Origin of the sequence: Vibrio agarilyticus, assembly GCF_012641465.1 — a bacterium.
Lineage (GTDB): Bacteria > Pseudomonadota > Gammaproteobacteria > Enterobacterales > Vibrionaceae > Vibrio > Vibrio agarilyticus.
This window is the reverse complement of record NZ_JABAIK010000001.1, coordinates 312,351-333,275: the sequence shown is the minus strand read 5'-3', so window position 1 is coordinate 333,275 and position 20,925 is coordinate 312,351. Positions and strand designations below refer to the sequence as shown.

At 42.8% G+C, this 20,925-nt stretch carries 16 protein-coding genes; 7 read left to right on the top strand and 9 right to left on the bottom strand.

All coding sequences use genetic code 11. The features are described 5' to 3' along the window. Positions 1-4 precede the first annotated feature (4 nt). The 4 genes from HGP28_RS19155 (at position 5) to HGP28_RS01410 (ending at position 3,998) form a co-directional block, all read left to right on the top strand. Positions 5-661 (top strand): hypothetical protein, encoded by a 657-nt coding sequence (locus HGP28_RS19155; protein WP_246225498.1) that lies wholly within the window; start codon positions 5-7, stop codon positions 659-661. Positions 662-837: 176 nt separating this feature from the next. Further along, positions 838-1,401, top strand: a complete 564-nt coding sequence (locus tag HGP28_RS01420) for a recombinase family protein (RefSeq protein ID WP_168834644.1) — start codon at positions 838-840, stop codon at positions 1,399-1,401. A gap of 9 nt (positions 1,402-1,410) precedes the next feature. After that, the gene (locus HGP28_RS01415) at positions 1,411-1,827 is read left to right on the top strand and encodes a VPA1267 family protein (protein ID WP_168834643.1); all 417 of its coding nucleotides are present in this window, start codon (positions 1,411-1,413) and stop codon (positions 1,825-1,827) included. A gap of 56 nt (positions 1,828-1,883) precedes the next feature. Beyond that, the gene (locus tag HGP28_RS01410) at positions 1,884-3,998 is read left to right on the top strand and encodes an AAA family ATPase (RefSeq protein ID WP_246225497.1); all 2,115 of its coding nucleotides are present in this window, start codon (positions 1,884-1,886) and stop codon (positions 3,996-3,998) included. Between the two features lie 231 nt (positions 3,999-4,229). On the opposite strand, the gene HGP28_RS01405 is transcribed toward HGP28_RS01410, so the two are convergent. From HGP28_RS01405 to HGP28_RS01375, 7 genes are all read right to left on the bottom strand, one after another. Then, positions 4,230-5,696: a tetratricopeptide repeat protein gene (locus HGP28_RS01405; RefSeq protein WP_168834641.1), complete on the bottom strand. Its 1,467-nt coding sequence runs from the start codon at positions 5,694-5,696 to the stop codon at positions 4,230-4,232. Positions 5,697-5,698: 2 nt separating this feature from the next. Beyond that, positions 5,699-6,733 (bottom strand): protein kinase domain-containing protein, encoded by a 1,035-nt coding sequence (locus HGP28_RS01400; protein WP_168834640.1) that lies wholly within the window; start codon positions 6,731-6,733, stop codon positions 5,699-5,701. A 713-nt stretch (positions 6,734-7,446) separates the two neighbouring features. Then, positions 7,447-8,223: a M48 family metallopeptidase gene (locus tag HGP28_RS01395; protein WP_168834639.1), complete on the bottom strand. Its 777-nt coding sequence runs from the start codon at positions 8,221-8,223 to the stop codon at positions 7,447-7,449. Further along, a complete protein-coding gene (locus HGP28_RS01390) occupies positions 8,223-11,525 on the bottom strand; it encodes a type I restriction endonuclease subunit R (RefSeq protein WP_168834638.1) in 3,303 nt (1,100 codons plus the stop codon). The genes HGP28_RS01395 and HGP28_RS01390 overlap by 1 nt, the downstream gene beginning before the upstream one ends. An 80-nt stretch (positions 11,526-11,605) precedes the next feature. Continuing rightward, positions 11,606-12,850, bottom strand: a complete 1,245-nt coding sequence (locus tag HGP28_RS01385) for a restriction endonuclease subunit S (protein ID WP_168834637.1) — start codon at positions 12,848-12,850, stop codon at positions 11,606-11,608. Further along, positions 12,840-14,357, bottom strand: coding sequence for a type I restriction-modification system subunit M (locus HGP28_RS01380; RefSeq protein WP_168834636.1), 1,518 nt, complete (start codon positions 14,355-14,357; stop codon positions 12,840-12,842). Before HGP28_RS01380 ends, HGP28_RS01385 begins: the two co-directional genes overlap by 11 nt. 144 nt (positions 14,358-14,501) lie before the next feature. Further along, positions 14,502-15,728, bottom strand: a complete 1,227-nt coding sequence (locus HGP28_RS01375) for a ParB N-terminal domain-containing protein (RefSeq protein ID WP_168834635.1) — start codon at positions 15,726-15,728, stop codon at positions 14,502-14,504. 229 nt (positions 15,729-15,957) lie between these two features. Between HGP28_RS01375 and HGP28_RS01370 the strand changes: the two genes are divergently transcribed. Continuing rightward, entirely contained in the window at positions 15,958-17,082 is a 1,125-nt protein-coding gene (locus tag HGP28_RS01370; RefSeq protein WP_168834765.1) for a hypothetical protein, read from the top strand. 440 nt (positions 17,083-17,522) lie between these two features. On the opposite strand, the gene HGP28_RS01365 is transcribed toward HGP28_RS01370, so the two are convergent. Continuing rightward, positions 17,523-17,903 (bottom strand): DUF2255 family protein, encoded by a 381-nt coding sequence (locus tag HGP28_RS01365; RefSeq protein WP_168834634.1) that lies wholly within the window; start codon positions 17,901-17,903, stop codon positions 17,523-17,525. Between the two features lie 267 nt (positions 17,904-18,170). Between HGP28_RS01365 and HGP28_RS01360 the strand changes: the two genes are divergently transcribed. Then, complete coding sequence (locus HGP28_RS01360; RefSeq protein WP_168834633.1) at positions 18,171-18,662, top strand: GNAT family N-acetyltransferase; 492 nt, start codon at positions 18,171-18,173, stop codon at positions 18,660-18,662. A gap of 76 nt (positions 18,663-18,738) precedes the next feature. Here the strand turns inward: HGP28_RS01360 and HGP28_RS01355 are convergent, their stop codons facing one another. After that, positions 18,739-19,893, bottom strand: a complete 1,155-nt coding sequence (locus HGP28_RS01355; RefSeq protein ID WP_168834632.1) for an aminotransferase-like domain-containing protein — start codon at positions 19,891-19,893, stop codon at positions 18,739-18,741. 114 nt (positions 19,894-20,007) lie between these two features. Between HGP28_RS01355 and HGP28_RS01350 the strand changes: the two genes are divergently transcribed. Beyond that, positions 20,008-20,886: an AraC family transcriptional regulator gene (locus HGP28_RS01350; RefSeq protein WP_168834631.1), complete on the top strand. Its 879-nt coding sequence runs from the start codon at positions 20,008-20,010 to the stop codon at positions 20,884-20,886. The last annotated feature ends 39 nt before the right edge of the window (positions 20,887-20,925 follow it).

Sequence of the window (20,925 nt, the reverse complement as noted above, 5' to 3'; positions counted from 1 at the left end):
CGTTATGGCAACTTTAATAGAGCGGAAACAATCTCTTGCGAAGAAGCGGGTTGAATTTATTGAGAAAATTCTTGTTGAGTTAACAGCATCAAATTCAACGTTCGCATCTTCGCGTAAACTTTCGGAGTATGTAGCACAAAAAATGACGGAGTATGGGATGCCTGTCGATAGTTCTACATTGAGGAGATCAGGTAGTCGATATAAGGTTCTGATCGATAACTTTGTCGGCAAGAAAAAGGAAAAACCTGACGCAAAGGTTAGGCTCGAATTAAAGATCAGGCAGCAAAAGTTGGATATAGAGAGGCTGACCTCACGGGTGGATGAACTCGAGCATGAAGTCGATGGGAAAGAGAATGAAATTCGGTTGCTGTTAGTTGAAGCACAGGACAAACGAAACAGTGTTATAGCCTCTATTGCTCCACCTAAGGCCACAACATATACACAATCTGAATTAGCTACGATCAAACAATTGCATGAAAGTGACAAAGCGCAGCTTAGTAAGGCTCTTGAAGTTATCGAAAATTTACTAAAACCTGAGCTTCGAACAGCGCAAAACACGGAAGGTTCTTTCGTGGTTAAGAATGGTAAAGTCATTGACTTACTGACGGATAGTGAGCTTTTCAATCTGGAAAACCTACCTGACTATTTCAAGGACAAATAATCATTCCGCATGCTGGCTTTCTTGAAAAACTGTCCATAAAGGTACACTTTAGTTACACAAAAACAGCACCTGCCGTGGTGCTGTTTTTGTGTGTAACATAAGGTCTATTTTTGTTTGTTGACAGTCTGTAACTAAATGCGTAGTGTTTTTGTTACGATATCTCGGCGATTTCATTTATGACAACTCAAAAAGTCGGATACATACGAGTGTCCAGTGCAGAGCAGAACATTGACAGGCAATTAGTCGGTATTGATGTAGACAAACTATTTGTAGAGAGAATGTCTGCTAAGACTGTTCGAAACAGACCAGTACTCACAGAGTGCATTGAGTACCTTCGTTTAGGCGACGAGCTTTATGTTCACTCTATTGACAGGCTAGCTAGGAACCTCCTCGACCTTCAAAGCATTATCGATATGGTAAACAATAAAGGCGCTTCGGTTATATTTCTAAGTGAAAAATTAGAGTTTTCAACTAAAGAAGATCCTTTTGCCAAATTGACGATGCAAATGCTAGGGGCATTCGCAGAGTTTGAGCGAAAGCTGATTAATATTAGGCAGCGTGAAGGTATGCAAGCAGCAAAAGCAAAGGGAAAAAATATTGGTCGCCCCTCTTTATCTCAAGATGTAGTTCAGGTAATCCGTCAAAAAGCCAGTGCAGGTATACCCAAGTCACAGATTAGCAAAGAGTGTGGTGTATCTCGACAAACAGTGTATCGCGTGCTCGGTGCTAAAAACACATAAGGAATAGGAATGGCAAACGGTCAACAGTTAGCTCAAGAAAACTTGAACAAGTTCGAGATATGGAAGGCCACTAAGTCTGATTCGGATTATAAGAGCATGATTCATCGAGGTAAGCTCAACCGAGGTGAGATATCAAAGCAAGCTGATATAGGCAAGTCTGCATTTAGACAAAACCCTGCCCTTGCCAAAGCCCTAGAAGATCTAGAGAACTACCTGCGTAGTATAGGAATTCTTCCTAGTCCGGTTGGAAAATCATCCGCCACTAGAGCATCCCCCAGTAAAGAGCGAGACAAGAGTGCTTCTAAAGTTAGGCATCTAGAGGCTGAAAATAACAAGTTGAGGTCTGAGATATTGGAGCTTAAAGCCAAACTAGCTCGTTATTCCGAGCTGGAAGATGTCATCAATACGATGGGTAATATTTTATGAATGTGTCATCTCGGTATTACGTCAGAGTCACAACTGTATACGGTTTGAGAAATGGTATGTACAGATTCAATGGGATGTTCGTGCGAATCGAGGACTATGTAAATCGTGTACCAGCTAAATCCTATGCTTCGGTAGAAGTAAGCGAAAAGAAGCTCAATGCTGAACCGAGAGCAGGTCAGGTATGGGAGTTGTTAGGAAATGTGGACGAGAAGGCTGTAAACCATCGTGGTTATGAGCTTACACAATATTCTTTTACCCAACCGGACGCTGTTATGGTGCTACCAGAAACAGTAGAGGAGTTTATTCAATTTGTTTCTAGGGAGCCAGATTTTGAGGGTATTGGAGAGATTAAAGCGCGAAGAGTCTTCGAAGCATTTGGGGTAAAGTTATTTGAGTTACTTGAAACAGGAGAAACGAAGGAGATAAGTGACCTATTCACTCCTCAACTGGCAAGTAAGCTCGCAGAAGGGTATCGAAAATACGAAAACCTAAACGATGCTCTCTATTTTGCAAAAATGGGCATTCCGCCATTAGTTCAGCAAAAGCTTTTTAAGTACCACAAGTCTGAGGCTGTACAACAGATAAAACAAAATCCTTATTTGTTACAGCACTTTGGTGTCTCATTTAAAGATACAGATACATTAGCAACTGAAGCTTTCAAAATAGATCTGTATGACCCGAGAAGAATGAACGCAATAGTTGAAAAGGCAATGCATCAGCACTGTAAAGAAGGGCACACAGTCGCTCAAATTGACGAGCTGTGGCACTTGGTGATGGAGGCCTGTGAGGATGATGAAAGTTTGGCTGAGGAGTGCCTTGTAAATGCTCACAGCTCACTCGCTATCTATTACAACGATAAGACTCAGCAGATTCACCATACTGGCCTGTACATCATGGAGAGCGTGATTGCCAAGCGTATGAACTACTTGGCTAACTTAGGGAATGGGTGGCGCTCTGGAGCTGATGAGGCCTATAAAAATGCAGTAGCTCAATTCAAGTTCCCGTTAACTGAAAAGCAAAATGAAGCAATAATTCGGAGTCTTGAGCATCACGTATTTATCCTAACAGGTGGAGCTGGCACGGGTAAAACAACGGTAATGAAAGCAATTGTCGATAGTTATATGGCTCTTGACTTCAAAGTGTACGGGGTGGCACTAAGTGGTAGGGCAGCAAAGCGATTGCATGAGTCCATCCTAGTTGAAACTCAAACGATACATAGATTCTTGATGCTGAATGACGCAGATATCAATAGCCATGAGTCAATGTTACTTGTGATCGATGAGGCATCTATGGTTGATGTGCCTAGCCTCTATAAGTTAGTTATGAAGCTACCTAAGAGCACACGAATCATATTCGTAGGAGATGATGAGCAGTTACCGCCTATCGGCGCAGGGCTAGTTTTGTCGGAGTTGATACAGTATGGGGATCTACCAAGAACGCACCTTGACGTTGTTCGTCGGCAAAAGGTTGAAACGGGTATTCCTGACTATGCAGATGATATCAGGAATTCGAGAGTTCCAAAGGAACTGAATTATAAGAATGTTTTCTTCACCGAAACCAGTAGGGCTAATATCGTCAACGACATAGTTGATTTATATCTCAAGTTGAAAGCCAGTACTGATGTTCAAGTCATATCACCAACAAGAAAGATTGCCAGCGAGGTTAACCAACTTTGTCAGGCAATAGCGAACCCTTATGGAAAAAAACTTTTGCTCATATCTCCCGAAGGGCGAGTTGAAGATATTGGACTCAGGTTGGGTGACCCAATCATCTTTACAAGAAACAACTATGAGATTGACATACAGAATGGGACTTTAGGCAAGATTATTGAACTCCACGATAAGGAGAATAAAAGTATCTTGGCTAGGGCGAAAATTGATACAGGGCGAATTGTTGAGATCAAGTTGGATATCTTGGATGATATAGAACTCGCGTATGCTATCACTTTGCACAAAGCTCAAGGAAGTCAATTCCCAACAGTAATCGCACCCATCATAGATCACCGACTCATAGATAAGTCGTGGATATACACCGCTAACACAAGAGCGTCTGAAAATATGTATTGGCTGGGCAGTGAGCAGGCATTCGCCAAGGCAATAACGTCTCCGACAAAAGTAAGTCGGAGAAAGGTTTATTTGACTAAGTTGCTAAGAGAGTCAACTTCAAGGTAACCGCAAAGGTATGGGGTGCGTTGTGGCGAAGGTTACACGTTTAGTACTGAACATTATCTTGAGTGTGTTAGCTACAGCGCACTTCTTTATGGAGCATGAAAATGCTCCAGTATATGTTAGAATCCTTTCTCGATAATGAGCAGGGTCTAGACTTGTTGTAAAATAGCTCTCGATATATGGAGCTTAATGATATATTCCTATATTTTGAAGGGGTAGTAAGACTAAGCGATATTAGCTTATTTCCAACATTCCAAGCTTTTTGCCGAGTCTTACAGCTTCTTTTTTTACAAATGAAGCCTTTTCTGGGTTACAGTCCTTTAGCATCATTGAATAAAAATAATTAGCTACACACAATGAGCGTTGATTATTGTGTTTAGAAAGCAAACTAATGGATTTATCGTAATACTGTTGGCCCGTTTCAATGTTGCCTATAGAGAAAAATAACATTCCACACGTTGCATTAAAAGTTGCAACTGTCTGAACGTCTGTAGCATCGACTTTTTTCCTGAGTAATTCAATGTCTCGATGTATATCATCTAGTTCATTAGAGAGCATTTTTGCTACAATTAGGTTATTAAGCTCACTAAATCCCATATGTGATTTAGGTACTCTATTCTCTGATATTAGTTTCACGAAATTCATATCTTGCAAAGCAACAATACTTAAATACCCAGCATCTGAAATAGAAGCACTACTATATGGCTGGAAGTTATACATTTTCATTAGCTCTGATCTGCACTCTTTGAAGTTACCTTTTGAATACAAATCATTAATGTTTCTTTCTAAAGAAATAGAATTGTGATTCGCGTTTTTAATATTAACCTTGTGTTTATGATTGAGCCAAGATATGTGTGATATGACGTTTTCAGACGGTGAGACTAGTGCTTGGTTTACTAACTTTTTGCCTTTTTTTATAGAACCATTTTTTATGTCAATTGTGCCAATACAGGCCAGTAGTTCTGATATTCTACTAGCATCACCTTTCCAGTTACTAAGCAATTTCCTACCATCACTTACGTTATTTCTACCAATGTTATAACTGCTACATAAAGCTATATACGCACTTAATAGCATTGGATTACTTTTTAGGAAAGGATTTTTTCGCAGATTCCATTCAGCTAGCTCAGGATCACCTGAGTGGATTGCGTGACGAGTATAAGACCTTGATATAAAAGAATTGTTTATATCTAGGTTTCTCGCAACTGACACATGGTACTCTGCCTTGTCAGTTTCACCAATGATAGAGTAATAGAAACCAAGATCCATCCAGCTCCAAGAATCTCTTGGATTTTTTTCGACTAGTGCTTTTAATTTCTTAATTATCAATCTAATGCTATCTACGCTAGTCGAATACCCATAGGTTTCTGCTGTATCTAAATAATCTGCTTTTGGACAGACAAGGTTTTTAATCACATCAGGTAACTGTTGGTAAGATTTAATTAGCTGTTTGCTTAAGGTTGAATATAGTTTATGTTCTCTAAGATCATCCTGAACCAATCTGACAAATAGATCAATAGCATTAGGGAGAGTAGGGTTTTCTTTCCAAATATCAATAGCCTTTATTAGCCAAATATCATTTTCACCTGAAGTCACAATTTCCCGTGGTGCATTAGGAAAACTTAATTGGAACGCTTTCCTTGAAGTATGCCATCTAGGAATAAGCTGGCGGTCTTCCATTAATATAATATTATCATCCATAGCTAACAAATTCCTTTGACATATAGTTTTCTTTGAATGCTTGCCATTTTGCTTATGTATTTTTCGAGCGATAACCTTTGAACCTTCCGTGAATATTTTAGATTACCTCTGAAGTTGAAGTCTGGATAACACAGTTCTTTAACAACTTCACAGATTTCTGAGGCAATTTCTTCACCAAATTCATGCTCACATTTTTTGTGAAATTCGTCCATCATCTTTCCAAAAGCTAATTTTAGGAAAGGTAGCGCTTCATCATATGTCGTTAACGACGTGTTAGGTAATAGTTTTCTGGTTTCTTCAACCAATATGGGGGTCAACTGTATTCCCGAGATAATGTGGTAAATCAAACTACCGTACATATGTAAATCACCATGCCTTCGGTCAATAAAATCATTGCGAGGTGTCGCATTGAAGCGAAGTTCGATGGGGGCGTATGATTGGTCGCCAGTGAAAATAAGTTGGCTAAAGGGTGATTTTCCTTGTGCATCAGTTACTCGCCCTAAATCAGAAATCTTAGATACATCATTTGCAAAGCATAGTATGTTGGAAGGCTTAATATCTTGATGGGCAATACCGACATTATGTAATTGTTTTATACCAACACCTACGTGGTGCAAAGCTCGAAATACTTTGCTCCAAGAAGTAATCTCTTTGTTGATGTACTCTTTTCTTAAGTCACCCTCGGCGAAATCAAAAATGATATAGTAGACTTGATTTAGTGGAGCACCAAAATTAGGGTTGATTATTGAGCCAGAGTCGAGGGGGACGACGACTTTAGACAGATTTTGATCTCGACAATGATTAAGGATCTCCTGTTCAAACAGGTATTCACTGACAGTACGCTGTAGAGCCTCTAGTGAACCAGAATTGAGTGCCTTAGATAAATCCATCGCTTTCAAGAAGCCCGTTTTACCCTCAACTGATGTTGCTTCGTATTGAGTACAAAAGTTACCACCACTTCCTGATGTATTTTTGAGTAGTTTGTTAATAGACCAACCTGATTTCGTGACCAAGCCTTCTAGGGAGGATGCTGGCATTTGATAACCCTCTATTTAATTTTAGTTCCATCTATAACCACTAACTTAGCACATTTGTTGTTTTATAACCATCTAGCTTATTATGCTCAACTTATTGTTTATTAAAGCATAACTTAGAGCTTTCCCTTTGCTCCAAAATATATAGGGAAGTTGAATAAAGAATATCAATCACAAATCACATTTCAATTGATGCTCACCATACATCAAGTTCACGGTAACTGACATAGTTATCTAGAGCCTAGCTAGAATGATTTGTTCAAACGTAACTTTGAGATATCTCAGCATATCGCTTTCACTAAAATTACCCATTACATCAATCTCACCAAGGCATACCTATTGATTTATTGTGTTCAGCAATCGAGGTTGCTCTAGCGGGGTTCTGAGCTAGGTACTCCAAAGGTGTCGTACCATTAAATGGCTCATTATTATTCTGCATGCCCTTGAATTTTTGTCGGTTAACAGGGTTGTTGAATGCCATTAACAGGGACTCATGTATGTGCTCTAGCAAAGTACCATCGATACTTGACGCAATTGCGCTAGCCTGTTGTTCCGTTGCCCCCATGTTGCTAATAATTGCTGCGCTTTATCCATATCTCACACCCTGTGATTTAGCTATATAGGAAAATTCTTCCCAAGTTAGGGCGTATTTAGCTATATAGGAAAGTTTTACATCGTCTAGATCTCTTTCCTATTAAACCAGTAGCTCGAAATTATCACTCATTCAAGTACAATTCAGCCATGCCATCGAGCTTACTTTTCACTTCTTTCCAATGCGGCATAACACTTGTCAGCAAGCGCCAAAATCTTTCACTATGGTTGTGCTCGGCGATATGGCAAAGCTCATGCAAGATTACGTAATCAATGCACTCTTTGGGTGCTTTGATTAGATGAGGGTTTAGCATCAGATTCCCTTTGGCGGAACAGCTTCCCCACTGTTTGGACATAGGTAATACACGAAAGCTTGGGATACCATCAACCCATGTGGCTTGAGGAAGTAGTTCAGATAAGCGCTCATGGAAAATCCGTTCAGCCTGAATTTTGTACCAGTTGCGCACCAATGCTCGAACCATGGCCGTTTTGTTATCGTTAAATCGAGTCAAGGTCACGAGCAATTTGCCACGAGTCATCTTCACCGAAGGAAGAGCTTCTTTGTCTTCTACAATTTTTAAAACATAGCGGCGACCAAGATAAAATTGCATTTCACCGCTAACATACTGTTTAGGTTGGACGTATTCCAGATGTCCACGAAACTCTTTAAGCGCTTCATAAATCCACTTGGCACGTTTCATTACTGCCTGATGAATATTTTCACGCTCAGCGTCTTCTGGAGATGTCACTACGACTTCACAATTGGGATGAACCTTGATGGTTATTTTACGTTTCTTGGCTTCTAGGTGAGGCTTACGCACAACCTCGTAGGGAACAGCCTCATCGCCATAGACAAAGCTGTACTCCTCTTTGCTACCTTCTTTTGAATTTACCGATGTCATTAATGGTGGCCTGCTACGCCAAGGCGGGTGATCTGAATAATGTCGGCAATAATGACCTTAGCTGTATCCATCCCAATCGCTTTAAACAAAACAGGCAACAGCTTGCGGCGGATTTGGTTTTCAATCTCTTGTGGGTTGATTGAGAACTCGGCAACAGAAGCCGTCACAACATCATCTATTTGCATCGCATAGTTAAAGCGTTCGTCTTCACTCAAGCTACTGTCGGCACCCAAGTGCTTTAGGAACAGACCAAAGTAAGCTTGCACATGGCGCTTAATTTTAGGGTCTAGATCTGAGAAGCGATCCGTTGGTATGCCATCGACTTTACGCTCTTTCACTTGCTCTTCAAAATCAGCAAATAGCAGGTATTGCTTTACAGGTGCATCGAACATTTCTTTTGCCTGCTGAATCGCCTGCTTGAGCAGCTTCGAGAAATACTCTTGAGCATAAGGGTCATCGGCAAGATCTTGCTCAATCATCTTAGTCACACGGCCCGTGATTTTGTCTTTCTGGTTCCGCGCTTCATCGTCACTGAGCTGTTCTGGCTTGATATTTTTGCCCATATTGCCAACCAGATAAGCACCTTTAGATTCTTGGATTTCAACGCCACCTATATGCTTGTCTAACATTGTTCGGATGTTTTCAGCATATTCATCGTAATCAACCGTTTCTTCGGCATCTTCACGAACTTGCTTACGGAGTTCTGCCATGGACTTAAGCGTTTTCTTGTAGAGTTCACGCTTGTCATCGAAGCTTTTGTCTTCGAAGTATGTCGCCGATTGTAGAGCCACTTTTAAACAGTTAGAGAAAGCTGTTAAGGTCGAATAAAAATCTTCTCGCTTTTTCTGATTGGTATCGGTGAGCTGTCCGTCAATAGTATCGATTTTCGGAGCAAGTACTTGGCGTAGAGCCGGGCCGTCTTGCTTATTCGCCACTTCAGCAAAAATTGCCCAAAGCTCGCTGTATAAACCCGGTAGTTTTTTGTATTCCGTATCCATTCGGCTGTATAAGCCTTTAAGGTCGTCAATATCAAAGCCACCTTGGGTTCGTTCTGCCAAGTCTTGGTAGTCAGCGATGGTGGCATCTAGCTCTTTTAAGATGCCTCGGTAGTCGATGAGGTAACCAAACTCTTTCTTCTGATGTAGACGGTTAACGCGAGCAATGGCTTGGATAAGGTTGTGCTGCTTGAGCGGTTTATCGATGTAAAGCACGGTGTTCTTTGGTTCATCAAAGCCAGTTAGAAGTTTATCGACAACGATCATTAAGTCGGGGCCATTCTCTTTACCAAACTCTTCAATGATATGCTTAGTGTAGGCTTTTTCATCTTGTCCAAAGTTAGAGTCCATTACGTTCTCTTTCCACCAATTCTGTATCACATCCTTGCTTTCTCCATCGACCGTATCATGTCCCTCTCGGGTGTCTGGCGGTGACATGGCAACAACCGAGGTCACTTTGCCAATTTGGTCGAGAAGCTTCTTATATTGGATGGCAGAGGCTTTTGAATCACAAGCAAGCTGGCCCTTTAAACCTTGGCGCTTAAAGTTTTGGAAGTGATCTGAGATATCGTGAGCGATAAGCTCAATACGGCCTTCGGTTTGATATATTTGGCCTTTTTGAGCGAACTTCTTCTTTAAGTCTGTGCGTTGCTTTTCGGTGAGTTTATCAGTGATGCGGTCAAACCAAGCATCAAGAGCTTTATCGTTAGTACTTAACTCGGGGACTCGCTCTTCATACAGTAGTGGTGTGACTGTTTTGTCTTCCACCGCTTGTTGCATGGTGTAAGAGTGGATGATTTTTCCGAACTTGTTTTCAGTTTTATCGTCTTGCAGTAGTGGTGTACCCGTAAAGCCAATATAAGCCGCTTTTGGTAGGGCTTGCTGCATACGAATGTTGTTTTCACCGTTTTGGCTACGGTGTCCCTCATCAACTAGCACAATCATGTCAGGGCTGTTGTTATAACATTCAGGCAGTTCAATCGCGGTGCCAAACTTGTTGATGATGGAGAAGATAATACGCTCATTCCCTTTACCAATTTGCTCGGCAAGGCGTTTACCTGTGGTAGCCATGGCTGTTTTGCGATCTTTTTCAGACAGTGCACCGCCTGAGGCGAACGTACGTGCTAGCTGATCTTCCAAATCAACACGGTCAGTAACGACAACAACACGGCACTTGGCGAGTTCTTTAATCCAAATCAGTGCCTTGGACAAGAACACCATGGTGAACGACTTTCCTGACCCTGTGGTATGCCATATAACACCCCCATTACGTGCGCCTTTCTCATCGAAAGAAGTGACACGTTCAATTAGGGCTTTAATGCCGAAGACTTGTTGATATCGAGCAACGATTTTGCCTGCCTTCTTATCAAACAAGGTGAAAAGCTGAGTCATTTCTAGAAGGCGGTCATGTCGAAGTAGTGATACCAATAAACGGTCTTGGTCTGTCACCACTAAATCACCGCCTGCAATTAGCGATAAATATTCATCACGCACCTTGGCAGAACGGTGATCAAATAGCCGATGTAGTTGCACTGGTGAAAGTGCCGTGTTTTTAAGACGAGCAAAGGTCGCATCAGTGATCTCTTCTTCTTTCCACTTCGCCCAGAATTTACTTGGTGTGCCACATGTACCGTATAAACCTTCATGTCCATTCACTGACATGAGCAATTGACTATAGGCAAACAGGTGTGGGATCTCATCGACTTTTTGGTTGCGGATATTTTGTGAAATACCCTCGGCAACCGTCGGCTTGCCTTCATGAGAAGAGTCAGGACGCTTGGCTTCAATCACCACCCAAGGCAGACCGTTTACAAAGCAGACGATGTCGGGAATGCGATGACCCGTTCCATGAGTATTTTCTACTTCTAGCTCTTCGGTAAAGTGGAACTGGTTGTTCTCAGGCGTTTCCCAATCAATGATTTGAATGGTTGGGTTGGCTTTTTTGCCCTCGACAAACTCAGTCACACCAATACCATAAGTTAAGGCGTTATAGAGCTTTTCATTGGCCGCTTTTAGCCCTTCATTCATCGTAGGGTTAGCCAGCTCTTGCACGATTTTATCAATCGCAGCTTGCGATAAATGGCGATCTTTCCCCATAAATGAATAGGTTTTAAAGCTCAGAACCTTGCGTAACACCTGCGGCAAAATAACTGTGGTTTTGTTACCACGCATTGCCATGCATTCACTTGGCGGAATGAATTGATAGCCAAGGTTAGTCAGCAGAGTTAGTGCAGGGATTTTTGCGCTTTGTTCTTCTTTGAAATTCGGTGCGTGATGCTTAGGTTCACTGGGAGATAATGGTTCCATACTTAGCCTATGACATTGTTCTTATTGTTTATCAGGGCTTGCTAAACAAGCCCTGTATCGGTTGTCAAAAGATACGCTCGTTAAGCGGCTTCGGTTTCAGGAGCCTTTACGCGACGCTTTCCTGTTAACAACTGCTGCATCAATGCTTTTTTCTCTTGCTTAAAGTGAGCAAGTTTGGATTCAAGCATGTCAATTTCTTTATCGGCAACTGTTAGGACTGAGGCGATTTTTTGTTGTTCACTTAGGATAGGAAGACTCACCTTAAATGATTTTAAATCCGTCGTTGATATACTAGCCTGATTTACCGCACTCTTAGCATGACTACTAGCAAACGACTTACCTACACTCGATGAGAGCAGGAAGTACATAAACTTGGATGAAATCATTTTAGAAGAACGTAAAAGTAACAAGTTCATCCCATGATACAAAGTCTTATCATTTAAGAAATAAGCAACTCGACCAATATGATCTAAGCTATTAATGTGGCTGTATAATATGTCGCCGTACTGGAGTTTGAACTTTATTGTTCTATCGTTATCTGGAGCATATCCAACTTTAGAGTGGTTTATTTTACCAGTCGAAATAGTTTCAATTCGTGAAACTGGCAATCCCTCTGTTGCTTTTGAATCGTAGGTTAGGCCGTTAGTAATTTTTGTTAACACATCACCCAACTTAACCTCTTCCCATTCCCCCTCAAACGCTTTACCCGTTTCAGGATCAAGCAAACGCTTTTTACCCGTCAACAACTGCTGCATTAAGGCTTTTTTCTGTTGCTTGCTGGCATCAATCAGCTTTTCAGTGGTTGCAATACCGCGATCCCATGTAGAAAGGATTTGGGCGATTTTGCGTTGTTCTGGGAGTGGGGGGAGCAAAACCTCAAATCCACATACATCTTCGCGTGTAATGTTAGGATCTTTACGACTGCTGGCAGCAAACTTTTTCCACTGTCGTACATTTCCGTTCAAATAATTCAAAATGTATTTAGGGTCGGCTTTGTTTTCATCTAACATCAATCCAGACAAAGCTTGATTAATTGCAGATGGGACAGTCAATAATCCAGTTCTTCCAATTTGATTAAAACCTCCATACATAGCCACAAGAACTGTGCTTGCTGGGAAAATGGAGCATGAAGTTTCTTTTAGAGCTAATTCTGTGATGCGTTCATCTGTTTCGATGATTTCAGAATTATTCAAATCTAAAGTTTTAACCCAAGGAGTTCCGTTAAGGGAGTAATATAGCTCCTGTTTAGCTCGCAAAGGCGTTGAACCTGATTTAATTCGAGCAATATGCTTGAGCCGAGTATTCTCCCAACCATTAGGCACCATAACCCAACTCCTCTAGGTAGCTCGCCATTTCTGCTTCCAGATCCGCAAGCTCAGCTTGCAGCGCCAAACGCTCACTGCGCACTGCCATCAAATCAATTTCCGCTTCTTCTTCAAAAGTATCGACGTAACGAGGAATGTTGAGGTTGTAGTCATTCTCACGGATCTCATCGAGGCTTGCCACATACGCGTACTTATCCACGTTGTCGCCGCTGCGGTAAGTCTTCACAATTTTGTCGATGTTTTCTTGTGTCAGTACGTTCTGGTTTTTGCCTGACTTAAACTCACGCGAAGCATCAATGAACATGACATCGTTGGTGTCTTTCTTCTTTTTGAAGATCAAGATTGCCGCTGGAATACCCGTGCCAAAGAACAGTTTTTCAGGTAAACCGATCACGGCATCCAATAGGTTTTCTTCAATCAGTTGTTGACGGATTTTGCCCTCGCTTGATGCACGGAACAGAACACCATGAGGTACAACCACACCCATACGACCTGTTTGCGGTTTTAGTGTCTCAATCATGTGTGAGATAAATGCATAGTCCCCCTTGGTCTTTGGCGGAATACCACGACGGAAACGACCAAAATGGTCGTTACCAGCATCTTCAAAGCCCCATTTATCCAGCGAGAACGGCGGGTTTGCGGTTACCACATCGAAGTGAAGTAGGCCGCCTTCTTTATCCTGTAGCTTAGGGTTGCGAATAGTATCGCCCCATTCGATGCGGTGGTTATCTTCACCGTGCAGGAACATGTTCATCTTCGCTAATGACCAAGTAGAACCAATCGCTTCTTGGCCGAACAGTGCATACTGTTTTGAACCTGCAAAGTTCTTTTGAACTTGCTTACCACATTTCATCAGTAGAGAGCCTGAGCCACATGCAGGGTCGCAAATGCTGTCGCCTTGTTGTGGCTCTAGGATGATAGAAAGTAGGTCTGATACCTCTGGTGGGGTATAGAATTCTCCCGCAGATTTGCCGCTGCCAGCAGCAAAGTGTTTGATGAGGTACTCGTAGGCGTTACCAATCACGTCCAAAGAACCAACGCGGCTTGGGCGCAGGTTTAGGGTATCTTTACCGAAGTCTTCCAGTAGGTGGCGCAAGATATCGTTTTTCTGCTTTTCATCACCGAGCTTGTCGGTGTTAAAGCTGATGTCTTGGAATACGTTCTTTAGCTTAGTGCCGTTGGCTTCTTCGATGGCGTGTAGGGCTTGGTCGATGCGTGAGCCGTTACCAGCTTCGTAGCGAGCCTCATATAAGTCCCAGAATGTTGAGCCTGTAGGGATTTGGAATGATTGGGTGCCCATCATCTCTGCGATTAGCTCTGGCTCATCGCCGTACTCTGCTTTTAGCTCTTCGTACTTGTCTTGGTGAACATCAGAGATGTATTTCAAAAACAGCATAGTCAAGATGAAGTCTTTGTAGATAGATGGGTCGACAGTGCCTCGGAACGTGTCACAGGCAGCCCATACGGTTTTGTTAATTTCATCTTGGTTAATTGGTGTATGTGGCATGGTAATACTGACTTAAAAATGCGCTAGTGATAATTGCCGAGATTTTAACACGGAATGTGTTGAAAATGATTGATATGTGTAGGGTCGTTTAGAAAAGGTAAGGTGCTATGGGGAAAGCCTTTACTTTCCCCATAGCGCGACAGTTTATCTAATCTGGATATTGCTTTGTCTTTGAATGCTTCGAGGCGTTTTGCCCTTTGGTAAACATGGAACGGTAAATGGTTCGTTGATGTTACCTGAGGCTGGTAATGGGATGTTATTTCCATCCTCGTCTTTCTTGTATCGTGCAACGCGTCGAACGCTGATTTTATTGCCTGCGACCGAAATGCCTAGGTGCAAATTCCAACCCTTAAATATTGCTGCTAGCTTGCACAATAGTGCATAGGATGTTGACTCATGCACCAGTGATTGTAGGTAGTTTCGTACTTGGTATTCAACATCCTCTTCAGACTCTAGGCCAATGGATGAGATCACTCTGGTTAGGTAGGTCTCTGGTGTCAGTGGAAGCTCTTTTATCGGTAGCTCTACCAATTTTTTCTTTATGAGATAATGCGCAAACGCGTAAATAGCCTCAGAGGCTTGGCTTTCTAATCTGTGTCGTTTGACCACTTCACTGACAAATGCTACCGAGAGTGCCAGCTCACTATTTTGTTCTACAAACGCGAGAATTTGTGCTGGAGCAAATGACGTGCCTTGTGTGCCTCGAAATGCAAATGGATTTCTTGTCTCTTCGAAGGCTTTGGCGAGCATGGCAACACGCGATAATACCGAAGGGCTAACCTCAACCCCCGCCATTTCGAGTACTTGAGAGCGAGTTCGGTTGTTGCCTACATCAATATGCGCAAATGAAAGATCATCAGTTACACCATAGGTGACTGGAGCAATAAATCCTGATTGAGATTCGCATGATGCCTCTAGTCGATGGTGTCCATTTAGGATCTCACCATCACTAGAGATGATGATGGGTTCTCCGGTCAGACACCATTGTTTGTTTTTCATCATCTCAGCATAAGCTTTTACTCTGGCTCTGCTGATTGTTCTATTTTTATGGTCTGGGTTGATTGCACCTCGTCTAGAGTGTTGGAGCATATCGCGAGCTAACTCTGGACTTATATAGATATCAACGTGTTTTAGGCCAGTTTTTATGGTTTTGATCCCAGCGTAGTATTTCGCCTTCTCTTGGAATATTTCTGTAACTAGGTTTGGTGGCATGACTGTACTCGAATCGCCAATAAAGTGCCGGGAACTTGCGAGATAAGTAGTTGGATTTGGGGTTTCACCAAAATGCTCAAACAGTGTATCGATAATTGATGCCTCGACATGTTCGTCAGAGATTTCATCTTGTTTATTTTTGGTGGCTTTAGTTGTCATAAGGCAATCCTCACAATGACGTGTGGCAATATAGTGCTCATTAGCAAAAATTGGTTTAATATTGAACTTTAATTATTGATCCGACATGTTTGTCGGATCAAGTTTTGATTTTGTTCTAGAGTGGAATTGTCAGTTAAACAGGTCAAAGCATTTGAATCATATAGAGAATAAAATTAGTGGGGTTTTGGTTTCCACTGAAGGGCGAACGCACAAAGTACTCATCACTACTATGCCTACGGTTGAGTTAGCGAACTATTTTTCTACAGATAGGTTATTGCCCAGTCTTAATTGGGTTTCTGATGTTGCGGTAAACGCAAAAAATGCGGAGAGAGTGCAAGCCATTCAAAACCAACTTGAAGCGGTTGTTAATGAAAATGCGATAAGCGCACCGTTGGTATTGACGTTTGCAGTTGTTGGTAAGCCCCGTTTCGAGCGAGCCTCCCATCAACGCATAAACTTATTCTATAGTCCAACTTACACATGTGTAGTTGGTAACCCATTAGGGTTGGTTGCTACTTGTAAGTTGTTGGGACAAAGATCATTTCTATTCAGCTCAAGACTAAGTGTTAAGCAAGCTAATCAGCGCAGTGAGTTTCGACAAAGAATCGCAATGGAGCATGTTGAGGTTCGAGTGATCTTTGATGACGAAAATGGCTTTGATGAACATCAGGTCGTTGAGTTATTTAAACAGAACCGTATTTTTGATGCTCCGATCAATCTTCCGCATATCAGCGAACGTGAAGTTTTGCTGTCCGAGGATCAGTTTCCCCTAAAGTGTCAGGTCGAGCAGCTAATTCAGCAAACAAGCCTCGATTCTTTTGGTGGGGTGAGTTTTGATTCTAGGCATGTGAAAAAGTCGGATACTCATATCACTACCCAGTACATTTTGTTTAAGTTACTTGTTGGTGCAGTGGCTGGCATTGGTACTCAGGAGTACAGCAAAATGTCGAAGGATTTGACGCTACCAAATGGTGAGCAACTTTCTTCGGTTCTTTCTGATTATTGTGTTAATCGAGTCGCCATTTTTCTGAGAGCATGGCTAGAGCCACTGAAAAGTACGTTTGTTGATGACCGCTCAGGCTATCATCTGTCTCCACAGGTTTGGCAGGCTATCGGGTTGACGTTTCATCACCTAGACCAAGGCGATGTCTCAAATGATGAACTCGTATCCGCAGGTAATGCTCTAGGTAAGCTTGATTACAGTAAGACTGCTAAACATTGGAATGATTGCCCAGTCATGGATCTGGATGCAAAGGGTCGTATTTATAAAAACGCTGCTAGCTCAACTCGACTGTTTAGAGCTGGGTTAGCTGATTATTTTGTACAGGTTGTGGGTAGTGGTGGACTACGCTAAAAAGGAACATCTAACTAAGGTAGCGACTGATTGAATGCTATCAGCTATGACTTAATGATATAAAGATAAGCGTGAATAGTTATGCAAGGTTTTATTATTCACTATTTTGAATAATTTTTCATTTAGGGATTGTTGAGAACAGTTGCCGAGTTAGCACACGAAATAATGATCATGGCACAGTAAAAAGTAACATTAATTGCACCAGTGGTGCAATTAATGAGGTATGTGGGTTTGATTGCACTTTTATACAGAAAATATAGTTCTGGCTTATGTTTGGATGAAATTTCCACTCACTCACTCACTGGTTGGGGTTGAGATTAACCTAATATAAGGGTTCGAATCCTGTAGGGCGTGCCACTTATTGTAAAAACCCGATAGCTCATAGAGTTATCGGGTTTTTGCGTTTTGCGGTAAAGATGTCACCAAGAATACAGACGGCGTTAATCGAGCGAGGTTGGAATAAGTTCCATGGTTTTTGCCATATATTTTTCCCCCGTCATTTTATGCGCAATCTCAGGGTAATGGTGCAACCGAGTGTCGTATTTTTCGATATAAGCGGCGTTGATTTTTGAGTTGATGTCATCGAGATCCGCTGGGATTTGAGCTTGGATATCGATCACGGTGTCGTCACACTTTATGGCACCCTTAGGATCTTCGAGAAAGGCGCTATACCAGCTTCGTTTACCAAAAGAGTATTGGCGGCAAAAGATGCGCCCGTCGACGACCACCATCCAAATATCATTGAAATGGTGGGTTTCACCGGCGCGAATTTGTGGGGTTTTGGTCTCGTTGACAAGGTTTAGAACTTCATCTTTTTGCATCGCATACATCTCCTATCTTGTTGCTCTCAAAATCACATACGGTATTACTTCGCACGCAACTTCCACTGAGTGTAGTTAGGCGTAGGTGTTGTCTTGGTGAATAATTACACTGTCTCATTTGTTAACATGGTATCGAGGGTTTCGTTACCAACTTGAGTTTCGAAGGACGTGTTATAACGTCGTATTTTTGCGTCACTTGCTAGCTAAGAGATGCGGGAAAGGAATGGGTTTGTTGATATACTGCTTTTTTTCGAACGGAATAGATTCATGTCAAACAAGACGTTCATGATTAGCAATGAGATCACTATTTTGCCCGCAGCATTGGGGGAGGCTCAATTGGTGGGTGAATTGGTTTTTGCTATGGAAACGGAGCTGTGGGGGAATGATGCGTCAAAGCTTGATAAAGCGACCTTCATTGACACAGCAACGCATCTAATCGATGAGAATAACGGGTTTTGGGCGTTTATTGCCCGTGATGAAAAGCAGCGGCCTTTGGGTGTGGTGACACTTGTCGAAACTCGAGCGATTTATGCGTCAGGAACTTTGGGGCAGATCATGGAGCTGTATATTGTGCCAACACATCGCTCAACAGGTGTCGGAGCGAAACTTATTCAGTTTTGCCGTCAGTTCGGTGTTGATCGCGGCTGGGGCATTTTGGAGGTTGGCGCGCCAGCTCAACCTCAATGGCTAAGGACGAAAGCGTTTTATCAAGCGCAAGGGTTTAACGAGATCGGACCAAAACTTGAGATGGCCTTGTAAAGCGGATTATTTGAACGGGTAGTTGAATGAAAAAGGGTGGCTCTGATAGCCACCCTTTCATCATCAATGGAATAAACTAAACAATCGCTTGTTTTAGTCCTTGCGCCAGTCTTGATACGGCTTCAACCAACTCTTCGGGTTGCGCGTTGGTAAAGTTAAGGCGCAGTGCTGAGCTCGCTTCATTCGGATTTGGGTAAAAGACTGGGCTTGGTACGACAGCAACGCCGTTTGCAAGCAATGATTTTGCAAGAGCAAAGGTGTCACACGACGGTAATTCCACCCAAACAAACATACCGCCATCAACTGGATAAACGCGGCATGGACTTGGCAACTGAGCATCAAGTGCATCAAATAGCGCTTGGTAACGACCTTGATACAGCGCGCGAATCGTCGCAATGTGTTGGTCAAATCCTGAGTTTTCCAGTAGTCCGAGTAACAATGCTTGCATTGGCACGCTTGAGTGCAAATCAGCGCCTTGTTTCACTTTGACCATAGGGTCAATCAGCTCGCGCGGCCCGCTGACCGCGCCAAGGCGTAAACCGGGTGAGGCAATTTTTGAAAACGATCGCAATACAATCGCTTTATCTAAACAAAACTCCGATGCCATTGGCAGCATAGTGCCCGTAAAGCGCAATTCACGGTATGGTGCGTCCTCAATCAGTGTGACGTCATATTGATAACACAGTTTTGCGACCTGTTTGCGCGTTTCTAGGCTCCAGCACACACCGGTAGGGTTATGGAAATCGGGAACCGCGTAAAACATTTTTGGAGTTTGCGTTTTGAAACATAACTCAAGCTCAGCTAAATCTGGGCCCTGCTCGTTTTGTGATACGCCAACAATTTCCGCTTGAGCAAGGCCAAATACTTGCATCGCACCAAGATAACTTGGCGCTTCCATTACTACGCGGTCGCCGGGATTAATGTAAGCACGCGCAATCAAATCAAGCCCTTGCTGTGAACCGGTTGCCATCATGACAGTGTGAGTTTCTGGTAAGGCAAAGCGCTCACACAAATGTTGGATGAGCGGGCCGTAACCTGCGGTCGCGCCATATTGAAATACTTCCGGCATCTGGCTTAAGCGCTCGAGAGCGGGCTTCATCAACTCAATTGGGAAGGTTTGCTCATCGGGTAACCCGCCCGCCAGCGAAATGACATTTTTGTCGCTGGCAGCGGCAAGAATTTCTCGAATGTATGAAGAGGGGATGCGATTGAGTGCGTGTGCAATTTCCATTGGGTATCTCTTGTTCTTATTTTGTTTTTTTCAATATTACATGGGAATTGTCAAAATCTAGTTGTCCATTTATGCTGTAAAACATGTCCATTTATGCGATTGTGTGCCAAAGGAATGGAAAAACAGACAGCGCAACACATCTCACGAATTAACGATGTGTTATTTCATATTCATCAAGACATTACTCGCGATCTACCCGCAAAACGGTTGGCGGATATCGCCGCGTACTCAGAAGCGCATTTCCACCGCGTGTTTAAACAGGTTGTCGGTGAATCCGTTCACCAGTACATTCGCCGAACCCGCATGGAATATGCGGCAAATAAACTCATGTTTGAGGCTCGAGCGTCGGTTGCAGAAGTGTCGGGTTTATGTGGTTTTAACTCGATTTCATCGTTTAGCCGTGCGTTTAAGGCAACCTTTGGGATTTCGCCCGGAGAGTGGCGCGATCCTGAACGCCACCGTGCTGAAAAGTCTTATCTTAAAGATCCTGAGATTGCGGCCGGATACGCTCGAGTGTCGGGACGAGTGTTACCAGAGCCTGTGATAGTCGATGTACCCGAAAAAATGGCGGCTTACGTGCGTCACCGAGGGTATAACCGTTCCATTCGCAAGGCGTGGCTTATATTACAAGCTTGGGCGAATGTGGAGCGGCGTGATTTCTCAACCCAATATGGTTTACACCATTCAAATCCGGCGTGGGTCGATGTCGATAAGTGCCGTTATGTGGCATGCATTGCGATAGATAAGCCGATCCAAAGACGCAGTGTGGTGAATCAAATGGTGATCCCAGGAGGGCTGCATGCTGTGTTTCGCTTGAAAGGGATCTATGGTGAGCTGCTTCCTCAGATAAGTTTGGTGTTAGAGCACTGGCTGCCAAGCTCGGGCTTTAAACAGCGTTCAACCCCAGCTTTTGTCCACTATTTCCATAACCAGTTCCTTGAGCAAGATGAGCATTTTGAACTCGATTTTTATTTGCCAGTCAGTTTTGATTAGACGACGTTTGTTCGAGGGTGAGAATGGTTCATCATTTTC

Bases quoted from the DNA above. Each gene is read 5' to 3' on its own strand.
- HGP28_RS01360 (WP_168834633.1), top strand. From the start codon at position 18,171: ATGTCAAACAAGACGTTCATGATTAGCAATGAGATCACTATTTTGCCC.
- HGP28_RS01375 (WP_168834635.1), bottom strand. From the start codon at position 15,728: ATGACAACTAAAGCCACCAAAAATAAACAAGATGAAATCTCTGACGAA.
- HGP28_RS01350 (WP_168834631.1), top strand. From the start codon at position 20,008: ATGGAAAAACAGACAGCGCAACACATCTCACGAATTAACGATGTGTTA.
- HGP28_RS01380 (WP_168834636.1), bottom strand. From the start codon at position 14,357: ATGCCACATACACCAATTAACCAAGATGAAATTAACAAAACCGTATGG.
- HGP28_RS01410 (WP_246225497.1), top strand. From the start codon at position 1,884: ATGTACAGATTCAATGGGATGTTCGTGCGAATCGAGGACTATGTAAAT.
- HGP28_RS01355 (WP_168834632.1), bottom strand. From the start codon at position 19,893: ATGGAAATTGCACACGCACTCAATCGCATCCCCTCTTCATACATTCGA.
- HGP28_RS01420 (WP_168834644.1), top strand. From the start codon at position 838: ATGACAACTCAAAAAGTCGGATACATACGAGTGTCCAGTGCAGAGCAG.
- HGP28_RS01405 (WP_168834641.1), bottom strand. From the start codon at position 5,696: ATGGATGATAATATTATATTAATGGAAGACCGCCAGCTTATTCCTAGA.
- HGP28_RS01365 (WP_168834634.1), bottom strand. From the start codon at position 17,903: ATGCAAAAAGATGAAGTTCTAAACCTTGTCAACGAGACCAAAACCCCA.
- HGP28_RS01415 (WP_168834643.1), top strand. From the start codon at position 1,411: ATGGCAAACGGTCAACAGTTAGCTCAAGAAAACTTGAACAAGTTCGAG.
- HGP28_RS01385 (WP_168834637.1), bottom strand. From the start codon at position 12,850: ATGGTGCCTAATGGTTGGGAGAATACTCGGCTCAAGCATATTGCTCGA.
- HGP28_RS01370 (WP_168834765.1), top strand. From the start codon at position 15,958: ATGCCTACGGTTGAGTTAGCGAACTATTTTTCTACAGATAGGTTATTG.
- HGP28_RS01390 (WP_168834638.1), bottom strand. From the start codon at position 11,525: ATGGAACCATTATCTCCCAGTGAACCTAAGCATCACGCACCGAATTTC.
- HGP28_RS19155 (WP_246225498.1), top strand. From the start codon at position 5: ATGGCAACTTTAATAGAGCGGAAACAATCTCTTGCGAAGAAGCGGGTT.
- HGP28_RS01395 (WP_168834639.1), bottom strand. From the start codon at position 8,223: ATGACATCGGTAAATTCAAAAGAAGGTAGCAAAGAGGAGTACAGCTTT.
- HGP28_RS01400 (WP_168834640.1), bottom strand. From the start codon at position 6,733: ATGCCAGCATCCTCCCTAGAAGGCTTGGTCACGAAATCAGGTTGGTCT.